Source organism: Streptomyces sp. NBC_01006, assembly GCF_045162725.1.
GTDB lineage: Bacteria > Actinomycetota > Actinomycetes > Streptomycetales > Streptomycetaceae > Streptomyces.
In genome coordinates, this window is record NZ_CP108700.1 from 2,087,732 (window position 1) to 2,099,612 (window position 11,881).

The window sequence follows — 11,881 nt, forward strand, 5'->3', positions numbered from 1 at the left end:
TCTTCGTCCTGTGGAAGGACAACACCTTACCGGAGGGTGAGCAAGCGCTTAGCCGACATGGCTCCGGACCTCGTACGCGGGGATCGGACGCCGGCCTCGGACCCGGGCCTCAGACCTTCGGCTGGAAGGGGTCGTAGTCGGCCATGATCTTCTCCATCCGGGCCTGGTCGACCCGGGTGACGATCTGGGTGAGCTCCTGGCGGTCCCGGATCACCTTGGCGAGGGTGAAGGCCGAGGTGGTGAGGTAGAGGACCGCGATGCCGAGGAAGGCGCGGACCCAGCCGTCCACCTGGAGGTGGTAGATCCCCACGGCGACGGCACAGATGGCGATGGCGAAGGCGGCGACGGCCTGACCGTAGTACGCCGCCGAGTTGCGCTGCTTGACCGGTGTCTCACTCATGGACCCAGCATCGGGCGGCGCGGCCGCGGGCACCTCCGCGCACGTACTCAGATGCGTACTCAGATGCACGCCGGGGCGCACGCTCAGAAGGCGGACACTCCGGTGCGGGCGCGGCCGATCAGCAGCTTCTGGATCTGGCTGGTGCCCTCGTACAGGGTCATCACGCGGGCGTCGCGCAGCAGTTTGCCGGCCGGGTACTCGTCGATGTAGCCGTAACCGCCGTGCACCTGGAGGGCGTTGCTCGCGGCCCGCACCGCTGCCTCGGAGGCGAAGAGCTTGGCGGTGGAGGACTCGGTGGCGAAGGGCTGCCCGCGGTCGACGAGGTCGGCGACCCGCCAGGTCAGCAGCCGGGCCGCGTCCACGTCGACCGAGATGTCGGCGATCAGCTCCTGGACCAGCTGGTGGTGGGCGATGGGCTTGCCGAACTGCTCGCGCTGGGCGGCGTACGAGACGGCCGCGTCCAGCGCCGCCTGCGCGATGCCGACGCACCCGGCGGCGACCGACATCCGGCCCTTGGCGAGGGCCGACATGGCCACGGAGAAGCCCTTGCCCTCGGGCCCGAGCATCGCGGAGACGGGGACGCGGACCCCGTCGAGGGCGAGTTCGGCGGTGGCCTGGCCGCGCAGGCCGAGCTTGCCGTGGATCTCGCGGCGGGTGAGTCCTGGGGTGTCGGTGGGGACGAGGAAGGCGGAGATCCCGCGGTGGCCGGGCTCGTCGCCCGTGCGGGCGAAGAGGAGGACCACGTCGGCCCAGGTGCCGTTGGTGATGAACATCTTGCTGCCGCTGATGACGTACGCGTCCCCCTCGCGCACGGCGCGGGTGGTGAGGCTCCCCGCGTCGGAGCCGGTGCCGGGCTCGGTCAGGCCGAAGCAGCCGAGCGCCTCGCCGGAGCAGAGGCGGGGCAGCCAGGCGCGCTTCTGCTCCTCGGTCCCCCAGGCGGCGAGGGTCTTGGCGACCAGGCCGAGGGAGACGGAGACGATCCCGCGCACGGCGGAGTCGCCGCGGCCGAGCTCCTCGGTGACGAGGACGTAGGCGAGGTGGTCGCCGCCGGAGCCGCCGTACTCCTCGGGGACGGTCAGGCCGAGGAAGCCGAGGTCACCGAGTTTCTTGACGATGGCCCGGTCGACGCTCTCGGCGCGGTCCCAGTCGGCGGCGTACGGGACGATCTCGCGCTCGGTGAACTCGCGGGCGAGCCTGCGTACGGCTTCCTGCTCCTCGCTCAGCTCCAGATTCACCGGGCACCTCCGGGCGGTCCGGCGCGGGTCGACCAGAAGGTTAACTAGCACCGGTAGTTTATGGCGGGCAGGCCCTACTATGTGGCGCATGGCCAGACCGCGCAAGCCCCTCCTCAGCAGAGACCGCATCGTCGAGGCGGCGGGCGCGCTGGTGGACGCGGAGGGGCTGGGGGCGGTGTCGACGCGGCGGCTGGCCGCCGCGCTGGGGGTCAGCGGGCCGTCGCTGTACAACCACTTCCGCACGAAGGACGAGATCCTGGACGCGGTCGCGGACGCGGTGAGCGCGCGGGTCGACTTGTCGATGTTCGAGCCGGGGGCGGGCCGGGACTGGCGGGGCGCCCTGCACGACTGGGCCCACTCGTACCGGGACGCGCTGTCCGACCATCCGAACATCGTGCCGGTGCTGGCGCGCGGCCCTGGCCGGCGCCCGGCGGGGCTGCGGGTGGCGGACGCGGTGTTCGGCGCGATGACGGAGGCCGGGTGGCCGCCGGCCCAGGCGACGCGGATCGGCGCGCTGATGCGGTACTTCATCCTGGGCTCGGCGGTGGGCTCGTTCGCCGGGGGTTTCGTGGACGACGAGGCGGCATACGACCCGTCGGACTACCCCCACCTGGGCCAGGCCCACCTGCTGGCCGAGCGCCGGCGCGAGGTGGACGAGGGCGCGTTCGAGACGGGCCTGGCCGCCCTGCTGGACGGACTGGCCCTCCAGCACGAGGCATTGACGGGGCGGGCGACCGGCGGTTAGCAGGCCGCCGGATCCCCGCTAGAACACGACGAGCGAGCGGCCGCCCTTGCCGGCGAGCATCGCCTCGAAGGCGGCCGGGATGCCGTCCAGGGTGATGCGGTCGGTGACCAGGGAGCCGAGGTCGAGGCGGCCCGCGCGGACGTGGTCGGCTATCAGCGGGAGATCGCGCGCGGGGTCGCTGTTCCCGTACACGCAGCCGGTGAGGGTGCGGGCGAAGTGGAAGATCTCCAGGGCGTGGAAGCTCACCTTCTGCTCCTTGCCGCCGATGCCGACGACCGTGGTGCGGCCGCCGCGGCGGGTGGAGTCCCAGGCCCCGCGGATGGACTCCGCCCGGCCTGCGCACTCGACGGCGACGTCCGCGCCCTGTCCGCCGGTGAGGGCGCGGATCTGCTTGGCGGTGGTGTCGGAGGCCAGCACGAACTCGGTGGCCCCGGCCGCCCGGGCCAGCTCCTCCTTGGCCGGGGAGACGTCGACGGCCACGATCGGGCCCGCCTCCGCCATCCGCGCGGCCTGGAGGGCGGCCAGGCCGACGCCGCCGACGCCGAAGACGGCGACGGACTCGCCGGGGCGCACCCGGGCACTGTTGCGCACCGCGCCGTAGCCGGTGAGGACGGCGCAGCCGAGCAGTGCGGCCTCGGCGAGCGGGATCCCGGCGGGCGCGGGCAGCACGCAGTTGGCCGCGACGACCGTCTCCTCGGCGAACGCGGCCACGTTCAGCCCCGGGTGCAGCGGCGTGCCCTCGGCGTCGTGGGCGTAGACCGCCCCGACCCCGCTGAGCGCCTTGGCGCAGAGCCAGACCTCGCCGATCGAGCAGTGGTGGCACTCCCCGCAGGACGGGGACCAGTTGAGCACCACCCCGTCGCCGGGGGCGACGTGGGTGACGCCCTCGCCGACGGCCAGGACCGTCCCCGATCCCTCGTGGCCGAGGACGGCGGGGACGGGGACCACCATGGTGCCGTCGGTGAGGGAGAGGTCGGAGTGGCAGACACCGGCTGCGGCGAGCCGCACCCGGACCTGGCCGGGGCCGGGATCGGGCAGGACTATCTCCCGTATCTCCAGCGGGGCTCCGACGGCGGGCAGGATGGCGGCGCGGACCATGGTCGATTCCGTCTCTCGGGCTCAGGAGGGCAGGGCGGTGACGTGGAGCTGGGGCGGGCGGCTCAGAACTGCAGCGACTTGGTCTGGAGGTACTCGGCCAGGCCGTGCGGGCCGAGCTCGCGGCCGACGCCCGACTGCTTGTAGCCGCCGAAGGGCGCGAGCGGGTTGAAGCGGCCGCCGTTGATGTCCACCTGGCCGGTGTCCATGCGGCGCGCGAAGGCGACCGCGGTCTCCTCGTCCGCCGCCCAGACCGCGCCGCCCAGCCCGTACACGGTCCCGTTCGCGATGCGCAGGGCCTCGTCCTGGTCCTCGTACGGGAGGATCGAGAGCACCGGGCCGAAGATCTCCTCCTGCGCGATGGTCATCTCGGGCGTGACGTCCGCGAACACGGTCGGGGCGATGAAGTACCCGTGCTCGGAGGGCGCCTCGGGGCCGCCGGCGACGAGGCGCGCGCCCTCCTCGACGCCCTTCGTGATGTATCCGCGGACGCGGTCGCGCTGCTTGGCGTTGACGACCGGGCCGAGGCGGGTGCCCGGGTCGCGGGGGTCGCCCGAGGGGTACTTGGCGACGGCGGCGGCCGCGAGCGAGACGGCCTCCTCGTACTGGTCGCGGTGGACGAGCATCCGCGTGAGCGCGTTGCAGCTCTGGCCGGAGTTGTTCATGACGTGGCCCACGCCCGCCGCGACGGCCTTGGCCAGATCGGCCCCGGGCAGGATGACATTGGCCGATTTGCCGCCGAGCTCGAGGGCGACGCGCTTGACGGCGGCGCCGGCCGTGGCGCCGATCTGCTTGCCGACCGCGGTGGAGCCGGTGAAGGAGACGAGGTCGACTCCCTCGTGCGCGGCCAGCGCCTGTCCGGCGACCGGGCCGGTACCGGTCACCAGGTTGAACACGCCCGCCGGGATGCCCGCCTCGTGCACGGCTTCGGCGAAGAGCTGTGCGGTCAGCGGGGTGTCCTCGGCCGGCTTGAGGACGAGGGTGCAGCCGGCGGCGAGAGCGGGTGCCACCTTGGCAACGATCTGGTGCAGCGGGTAGTTCCAGGGCGTGATGGCCCCGACGACACCGACCGGCTCCAGCAGCACGGTGGAGTTGCCGATCCGCTCCTCGAAGGCGTACGAGGCCCCCAGCTCGGCGTACGAGGAGGACACCGCGATCGGCGCCCCCACCTGGACCATCTCCGAGAAGCCCCGCGGGGAGCCGAGTTCGGCGGTGATGATCTCGGCGAACTCGTCCTTCCGGGCGACCAGCACATCGCGGAGCGCGCCGATCAGGGCGGCCCGCTCGGCCGGAGCCGTGGCCGCCCAGCCGGGGAACGCGGCGCGTGCCGCACGAACGGCCGCGTCGACGTCGTCGGCGTTCCCGGCCGGGACCCGGTCGATGACCTGCTCGTCGGCCGGGTTGACCACCTCGATCCGCTCGCTTCCGGCGGCGGGCCGCCATGCGCCGTCGATGTACATCCCGTCGTGGGCCTTCATGGCTTTCCTCCCGAGCGCGCACGAACGCGCGGACGCGTAGACCTGACCTCGTTCGACCACCCTACAAACTACCGCCGGTAGTTTTCGGCCCGCCACTGCTCCCGGGGTCAGATGATGCCGAAAAGCATCCCTGCGCCGAGGACGACGAGGGAGGTGAGGGCCGCCCATTTCACGGTGAAGCGGGTGTGGTCGCCGAACTCGACCTTGGCCATGCCGACGAGGACGTAGACGGCGGGAACCAGCGGGCTGGACATGTGCAGGGCCTGGCCGACCAGGGAGGCGCGGGCGATCTCCAGGGGGGAGACACCGTGGGCGGCGCCGGCTTCGGCCAGGACGGGCAGGACGCCGAAGTAGAAGCCGTCGTTGGACATGAAGTAGGTGAGCGGCAGGCTGAGCAGGCCGGTGACCAGGGCCATGTGCGGGCCCATGCCCTCGGGGACGACGCCGACGAGCCAGTCGGCCATGTGCTTGACCATGCCGGTGCCGCTGAGGACGCCGGTGAAGACGGCGGCGGCGAAGACCATGCCGGCGACGTTCAGCACGTTGTCGGCGTGGGCGGCGATCCGGGCCTTCTGATCGGGCATGTGGGGGAAGTTGACGGTGAGGGCGAGGGCGGCGGCGAGGAGGAAGAGCACCGGGATGGGCAGCAGCTCGGTGATCATCGCGGTGAGGAGGGCGATGGTGAGACCGGCGTTGAACCAGTAGAGGCGCGGGCGGAGGGTCGGACGGCGGGGGTCGAGGCCCTGGAAGCCGTCCTCGTGCGCGGCGGAGTCGGGGTCGGATTCCGTGCCGGAGTCGGAGCCTCCCCCCGTACGGGAGGTGGGGACGGACGGCTCGGCCGGAGCCGCGGACCCGGTGGCGGTGGACCCGGTGGCGGTGGACCCGGTGGCGGTGGACCCGGTGGCGGTGGACCCGGTGGCGGTGGCGACCAGCAGACGCTCCTCGGCGGGCTCCGCGTCCTCCCCGGGCATGACCAGCGTCCCGACCCGGCGGCGCTCCTTGAGGCCGAGTACGTACGCGAGGCCGAACACGAACAGCAGGCCGACCGCGAGGGCGGGAATCATCGGGACGAAGATGTCGGAGGCGTCGAGCTTGAGGGCGGTGGCCGCGCGGGCCGTGGGGCCGCCCCAGGGCAGGGTGTTCATGACACCGTTGGCGGTGGCGGCGACGCCCGTCATGACCACCAGACTGAGGCCGAGCCTCTTGTAGAGCGGGTACATGGCCGAGACGGTGATCATGAAGGTGGTCGAGCCGTCCCCGTCGAGCGAGACGATCGCGGCGAGGGCCGCGGTGCCGACCACGACCCGCACCGGGTCCGCCTTGCAGAAGCGCAGGATGCCGCGCACGATCGGGTCGAACAGGCCGACGTCGATCATCACGCCGAAGTAGACGATGGCGAACATCAGCATGGCGGCGGTCGGCGCGAGCTTGCCGACGCCGTCGATGACGTAGTCGCCGAGGTGGGCGCCCTTTCCTGCGAACACGCAGAACAGCGCGGGGATGAGGACGAGCGCCGCGATGGGCGACATTTTCTTCATCATGATCAGGACCAGGAAGGCGGCGATCATGGCGAAGCCGAGGAAGGTCAGCATGCAGGGAACGTAGGTGCCCCCTCCGTGCGTCAACAAGACGTCAGCGCGTGAGCAATACGAGCAAAACCCCAGCTCAGGGCAGGGGTGTCAGTTCGACGGGGAAGCCGTTGAGCACCGCGGTACCGGACAGCGGGTCGAGCCGGGAGCCGTCGAGGAGCTGGTTGACGTTGACGCCGGGCGCGGCGGAGGCGACGGAGAGCCGGGCCCCGTCACGGTCGTGGCCCCAGCCGTGCGGGAGGCTCACGACGCCGGTGCGGACGGTGTCGGTGACCTCGACGGGCACCTCCAGACTGCCGCCGTCGGCGGTGATCCGGGCCAGGCCTCCCTCGGTGAGGCCGAGCCGCCCGGCGTCCTGCGGATTCACCTGGAGGGTGCAGCGGTTGGAACCTCCGGTGAGGGCCGGGACGTTGTGCAACCAGCTGTTGTTGGACCGCAGGTGGCGGCGGCCCACGAGCACCAGGGTGGCGGGGCGGTCGGCGAGCGCCGCGCGCAGCCTGGGGAGCTCGGCCGTGATCGGGTCCGGGAGCAGCTCGATCCTGCCGCTGCGCGTCCTCAGCACGCCCGGGAGCCGGGGCCGCAGCGGGCCCAGGTCGATGCCGTGCGGGTGGGCGAGCAGCCGCTCCAGGCTCAGTCCCTCGGGGGCGGGGCCTGCGCCGAACCGGTCTCCGTACGGCCCGAGTCGGAGCATCAGGTCGAGCCGCCGCTCGGGGCCGCTCTCCCCCGTCAGGAGGCCGGCCAGGCGCGCCGGATCCTGCCCGTGCAGCGGCGAGCGCGGGTCGGCGGTCTCCTTGGCGAGGGTGCCTCGGATGACCATCTCGTCGACGGAGGACGGGGCGGCGGATCCGTGCATGCCGGAGACCGCCAGGACGAGGCGGGCATGGATCTCGCACTCGTCGAGCCGGCCCGCTTCGAGCGGGACGGCAGGACGGCTGTAGCGCACCTGGTTGCGGATGGCGAACCCGTTGAAGGCGAAGTCGTGGTGGGCGCTCTGCGAGGGCGGCGGCGGGGGCAGCACGACGTGGGCGTGGCGGGAGGTCTCGTTGAGGTACGGGTCGATGCTGACCATGAAGTCGAGCCCGGCCAGGGCCGCGTCGAGGCGCCGCCCGTCGGGGGCCGACAACACCGGGTTGGCGGCGATGGCGACCACGGCCCGGATCCGCCCCTCCCCCGGCGTCTCGATCTCCTCGGCCAGGGCGGCGATGGGCAGTTCGGACTTGGCCTCGGGGTGCCCGCTGACCCGGCTGCGCCAGCGGCCCAGGGTGAAGCCCTTGCCGGGCCCGGTGGGGCGCGGCCGCGGGCCGGCGGCCGGGAGCGGGAAGAGGACTCCCCCGGGCCGGTCGAGGTTGCCGGTGAGGATGTTCAGCACGTCGACCAGCCAGCTGGCGAGCGTGCCGTACTCGACGGTGCAGCTGCCGATCCGCCCGTAGACGGCGGCGGTGGGCGCGGCCGCCAGGGCGCGGGCGAGGTCGCGGATCTCGGCGGCCGTGAGGTCGCAGGCGGGGGCGACGGCCTCAGGAGTGAAACTCGCGAGGGCTTCGGCGAGTTCCCCGAGTCCCTCGGTCCGTTCCTCCAGGGCGCCGGGGGTGGCGAGCTTCTCCGCGAGGAGGGTGTGCGCGAGGGCGGCCAGCAGCAGGGCGTCGCTGCCGGGGCGGGGTGCGAGGTGGAGGTCGGCGAGCTTGGCGGTGCGGGTGCGGCGGGGGTCGACGACGACCAGGGTGCCGCCGCGGGCGCGCAGCGCCTTGAGCCGGCCCGGGAAGTCGGGGGCGGTGCACAGGGAGCCGTTGGATTCGACCGGGTTGGCGCCGAGGAGCAGCAGGAAGTCGGTGCGGTCGAGGTCGGGGACCGGGATGGCGAAGGGGTCGCCGAAGAGGAGCCCGCTGGAGACGTGCTTGGGCATCTGGTCGAGGGTGCTGGCGGTGAAGAAGTTGCGGGTGCCGAGGGCTTTGAGCAGGAGCGACGGGTACAGGTTGCCCGCCATCGTGTGCACGTTCGGGTTGCCTAGGACCACTCCGACGGACTGGGCCCCGTACTCCTGCACGAGGGCCGGGACGGCCGCGGCGATGGCCTCGTACGCCTCATCCCAGGTGGCCTCCTGGAGCCGGCCGTCGCGGCGGACCAGGGGGGTGCGCAGGCGGTCGGGGTCGGCGTCGAGCGCGCCGAAGGCCGCGCCCTTGGGGCAGATGAAGCCGCGGCTGAAGACGTCCTCGCGGTCCCCGCGGGCGCCCGTGACGGCGGCGTCCTCGATGGTGAGGGTGAGGCCGCAGGTGGCTTCGCAGAGGGGGCAGATGCGCAGGGCGGTGCGGGGCATGGGCCCTCCAGGGGCGGCAGGCGCGACACGGACACGCGGGCGAGCCGAGCATACCGACCGGTTGGCACGGTGGGGAGGGGCCGGTCCGCGCGCGGGACCTCCCGCGGGTGGATCAGTCCAGTACGCGGGAGAGGTACGCGTGCATCATGGCCCGGGTTTCGGCCACGATGGCGGGGTCGCCGGCCGGGTCGGCGCGAAAGGCCAGCTTCGTCAGCGCGTCCGTGGCCTCGACGGCGACCAGGACCGCCCGCTCCAGGGTGGCGTCCGGGGTCAGGCCGAGGTGGGCGCCGAGCAGTTCGGTCAGGCGTACGGCGACCAGCCCGTTGGGGTCGGCGGCCGGGCCCTCGGCCGGCGGGGCGGGCACCCCGAAGTCGACGAGCGCGAAACCGGGGACGGTCCGCTTCATGGCCAGGTACTCGTCGAGCACGGCGTCCACGACGGGCCGCCAGTCGCCGGACGGGAGCTCGGCGAGGCGGTCCGCGATGGCGCCGGTGTACCGGTCCAGGTTGCGGTGGGCGAGGGCGATGGACATGGCCCGCTTGTTGCCGAAGAAGCGGTAGACCGAGCCGATGGGCACGCCGGCGCGCAGGGCGACGGCCCGGGTGCTGAGGTTCTCGTACCCGGTCTCGTCCAGGAGTTCGGCGCAGGCGTCGAGGATCCGGGCGAGCCGGTCGGCGCTGCGCTGCTGGATCGGCGTCCGGCGCAGGGGGTGGGCGGGGGGCACGGGGTCCATCATGCCGCTCCTGAGTCCCGGGTTCAGCAGCGGTCTCAGTTCAGCAGGAGGCCGATGCCCCCGATCGTGAAGGTGATCATGAGCGCGAGCAGCGGCAGTTGGCCGGTGACGGCCCTGGCGGGCGGGAAAAGGCGTACGGACCGGTCGTGGGCCGAGATCACGCCGAGTACGTGGCCGGTGACGACGGCGATGACCTGGAGGGCCGCGAGGCTGCCAGGGCCCAGTGATGGCAAGGGTTCTGGGGCGTTGTCAGTGCCGAGTGCCATGATTACCGTGCGTGGTCCTTCGGTGACGAGGAGGGAGAAATAGTGGGCGACGAGATAGCCGAGTGAGATCGGTACGAGTGAGTGCGCGAAGGCGGTCAGCGGGCCCGGGTGCGGGCCGCAGACGAGGCGGGTGGCCGCTGCGCAGAGGCAGTACAGGGTGGCGACGAGGGCGATGGCAGCGAGCAGTCCGAGCGTGGCCGTGGGGGTGCGGCCGAGGGGGGAGGTCTGGAGGGTGTTGATCCACGAAGGGTTGTCGGAGTAGCCGTCGTAGGCGGTGGAGCCAAGCAGCACGCAGACGGTGGCGACGAGTCCGGGCCGCTCGGGTGTCGCGTCGAGTCCGTGGAAGGGGTTGCGGAGTACCAGGCGGCCGTCGCTGCGGCGGCCGAAGGGGGAGAGCCGGGCCAGGAGGGCGGAGTACGCCTCGAAGGCGTCCGCGTCGGCGAACCAGCGCTCTCCGAAGCGGGCGGCGAGCGCGAGGTGGACGGCGGTGTAGACGGCGAGGGCGGTCAGGAGGGTGGTGGTGGATGCGGGATCGGGAGCGGCTAGTTCGAGCCAGGTGAAGCCGAACAGCCCGGCGGCGGCGGGCCATTGGCCGAGCCGGGCGGGAAGGGGGGCGTGCGCGTGCTGCGGCCGGGCGCGGGGCAGCCGGCGGTACAGGCGGTAGAGGGTGCGGAGCGGGTTGAGCAGGCGCCAGACGGGGCCGAGGAGGAGGGAGGCGGGGACGAGGCCGACCCAGAGGAGGACGTAGACGGCGCCGGGGGCGGGGTTGCGCGCGGGGTCGTCGGGGCCGAGGAGGAGGGAGAGGAGGACGGCGAGGGCGGCGCCGAGGCCGAGTCCCCGCAGGGCGGTACGGGTGGCCGGCGCGTCGGCCACCCGCTCCAGGGCGGCGGGCAGGGCGAGGCCTGACCGGTCGCCGTGGAATCGGGAGGAGGACCAGAGCAGGCCGAGCGCGAGGAAGGAGACGAAGAGTGCGGCGAAGGCACCGGCGAATGCGTAGAAGGGAGAGATCGGCAGATCGTGCTGGGACCCGATCCCGTGCGCGAGTGTGGTGAGCGGACCGGCCGGACCAGGGACCACGCCCCGGCCCCCGTCACCGGCGCCCGCGACGGGCCCGAGCCCGAGCCCGGGCGGGGTCATCGGACGAGGAGCTGGGTCAGGACGAGGCGGGACTCGTGGGTCTCGACCTCGAAGAGGCCCGTACGGTCGGCCGTCAGGACCAGGGTGGCCTCCTGACCTGCCGGCAGGGCGAGTTCCTGGTCGAAGCCGTGGACGTGCAGGGTGTCCGCGCGGTCGCTGGTCACGCGCAGGGCGACGCGCTCCCCGCGCCGCAGCTCGGTGCGGCCGGGGGCGGGGATGACCTTGCCGTCCCGGACGGTGATGGTGACGGTGCGGTCGGCAGGCGCCTGCGACGGCGAGGGTGAGGGCGACGGTGACGTGGGCATTGACGGCGGGGTGTGGCCGTGGCCGGCTTGGCCGGGGGTGGTGGCGGTGAGCTGAAGCGTGCCCTCGACGGCCTTGCCGGCGACGGCCCAGGCGGTGTGGTCGTCGGCGTAGAGGCGGACGGTCAGGGTGTGCGTGCCCTCGGGCACCTGAGCCGCCGGCAGGTGGAACCAGGGGCCGTACAGCCGGGCCAGTTTGCGGCCGTCGAGCTCCAGGTGGGCGTGGCCGGCGCCCGGGAGGGCGGCGCCGCCGGTGCTGTCGGGGGTGAAGCGGAAGTTCTTCACCGTCAGCTGGAGGTTCCAGCCGTCCTCGGAGTCGGGGCGGGCGGCGAGCTGTACCTCCGGCGCGCCCTCGGCCGTGACCTCGCGGAGCCGGTGGCCGGTGGGGTCCTGGGCATCGAGCAGGGTGCCGACGCTGCCGGTGGCCTGCTCGTGGCTGGTGCCGGGCTTGTGGTGGGTGGTGGCCCGCCCGCCGCAGCCCATCGCCGCGCCGCCGACAAGGAGGAGTACGAGTGCGAGCAGGGCCGCGCTTCGGGCGCCGCGTCGAGGCCGCGCCCCGACGGGCGGTATCCCGCAGCCCTCGCAGCTGA

Annotated in this window: 10 protein-coding genes; 1 reads left to right on the forward strand and 9 read right to left on the reverse strand. The window is 73.1% G+C overall.

The annotated features are described in order from the left end of the window. Positions 1-109: 109 nt before the first annotated feature. Both OG509_RS09470 and OG509_RS09475 read right to left on the reverse strand, forming a co-directional pair. A complete protein-coding gene (locus tag OG509_RS09470; protein ID WP_406181665.1) occupies positions 110-400 on the reverse strand; it encodes a YiaA/YiaB family inner membrane protein in 291 nt (96 codons plus the stop codon). An 83-nt stretch (positions 401-483) separates the two neighbouring features. Then, a complete protein-coding gene (locus OG509_RS09475; RefSeq protein WP_406181667.1) occupies positions 484-1,635 on the reverse strand; it encodes an acyl-CoA dehydrogenase family protein in 1,152 nt (383 codons plus the stop codon). A gap of 88 nt (positions 1,636-1,723) precedes the next feature. Here OG509_RS09475 and OG509_RS09480 point away from each other — a divergent pair, with 88 nt between their 5' ends. Then, positions 1,724-2,380, forward strand: coding sequence for a TetR/AcrR family transcriptional regulator C-terminal domain-containing protein (locus OG509_RS09480; protein ID WP_327131464.1), 657 nt, complete (start codon positions 1,724-1,726; stop codon positions 2,378-2,380). A gap of 18 nt (positions 2,381-2,398) precedes the next feature. On the opposite strand, the gene OG509_RS09485 is transcribed toward OG509_RS09480, so the two are convergent. The 7 genes from OG509_RS09485 to OG509_RS09515 form a co-directional block, all read right to left on the reverse strand. Then, positions 2,399-3,478: a Zn-dependent alcohol dehydrogenase gene (locus tag OG509_RS09485; RefSeq protein ID WP_406181670.1), complete on the reverse strand. Its 1,080-nt coding sequence runs from the start codon at positions 3,476-3,478 to the stop codon at positions 2,399-2,401. Between the two features lie 62 nt (positions 3,479-3,540). Further along, positions 3,541-4,953, reverse strand: coding sequence for an aldehyde dehydrogenase family protein (locus OG509_RS09490; protein WP_406181672.1), 1,413 nt, complete (start codon positions 4,951-4,953; stop codon positions 3,541-3,543). A 107-nt stretch (positions 4,954-5,060) separates the two neighbouring features. Beyond that, complete coding sequence (locus OG509_RS09495) at positions 5,061-6,545, reverse strand: CitMHS family transporter (protein ID WP_406181674.1); 1,485 nt, start codon at positions 6,543-6,545, stop codon at positions 5,061-5,063. Positions 6,546-6,618: 73 nt separating this feature from the next. Further along, positions 6,619-8,853: a molybdopterin-dependent oxidoreductase gene (locus OG509_RS09500; protein ID WP_406181676.1), complete on the reverse strand. Its 2,235-nt coding sequence runs from the start codon at positions 8,851-8,853 to the stop codon at positions 6,619-6,621. 112 nt (positions 8,854-8,965) lie between these two features. Continuing rightward, positions 8,966-9,586 carry a TetR family transcriptional regulator gene (locus OG509_RS09505; RefSeq protein ID WP_406187512.1) on the reverse strand — a complete coding sequence of 207 codons (621 nt, stop codon included), beginning with the start codon at positions 9,584-9,586 and terminating at the stop codon, positions 8,966-8,968. Positions 9,587-9,621: 35 nt separating this feature from the next. Continuing rightward, positions 9,622-10,989 carry a hypothetical protein gene (locus tag OG509_RS09510; RefSeq protein ID WP_406181677.1) on the reverse strand — a complete coding sequence of 456 codons (1,368 nt, stop codon included), beginning with the start codon at positions 10,987-10,989 and terminating at the stop codon, positions 9,622-9,624. After that, positions 10,986-11,774: a hypothetical protein gene (locus OG509_RS09515; protein ID WP_406187513.1), complete on the reverse strand. Its 789-nt coding sequence runs from the start codon at positions 11,772-11,774 to the stop codon at positions 10,986-10,988. Before OG509_RS09515 ends, OG509_RS09510 begins: the two co-directional genes overlap by 4 nt. Positions 11,775-11,881: the final 107 nt, after the last annotated feature.

Excerpts from the sequence above, each read along its gene's own strand:
- OG509_RS09470 (WP_406181665.1), bottom strand. The coding sequence starts at position 400 with ATGAGTGAGACACCGGTCAAGCAGCGCAACTCGGCGGCGTACTACGGT.
- OG509_RS09490 (WP_406181672.1), bottom strand. The coding sequence starts at position 4,953 with ATGAAGGCCCACGACGGGATGTACATCGACGGCGCATGGCGGCCCGCC.
- OG509_RS09485 (WP_406181670.1), bottom strand. The coding sequence starts at position 3,478 with ATGGTCCGCGCCGCCATCCTGCCCGCCGTCGGAGCCCCGCTGGAGATA.
- OG509_RS09515 (WP_406187513.1), bottom strand. The coding sequence starts at position 11,774 with ATGGGCTGCGGCGGGCGGGCCACCACCCACCACAAGCCCGGCACCAGC.
- OG509_RS09495 (WP_406181674.1), bottom strand. The coding sequence starts at position 6,545 with ATGCTGACCTTCCTCGGCTTCGCCATGATCGCCGCCTTCCTGGTCCTG.
- OG509_RS09505 (WP_406187512.1), bottom strand. The coding sequence starts at position 9,586 with ATGGACCCCGTGCCCCCCGCCCACCCCCTGCGCCGGACGCCGATCCAG.
- OG509_RS09500 (WP_406181676.1), bottom strand. The coding sequence starts at position 8,853 with ATGCCCCGCACCGCCCTGCGCATCTGCCCCCTCTGCGAAGCCACCTGC.
- OG509_RS09510 (WP_406181677.1), bottom strand. The coding sequence starts at position 10,989 with ATGACCCCGCCCGGGCTCGGGCTCGGGCCCGTCGCGGGCGCCGGTGAC.
- OG509_RS09480 (WP_327131464.1), top strand. The coding sequence starts at position 1,724 with ATGGCCAGACCGCGCAAGCCCCTCCTCAGCAGAGACCGCATCGTCGAG.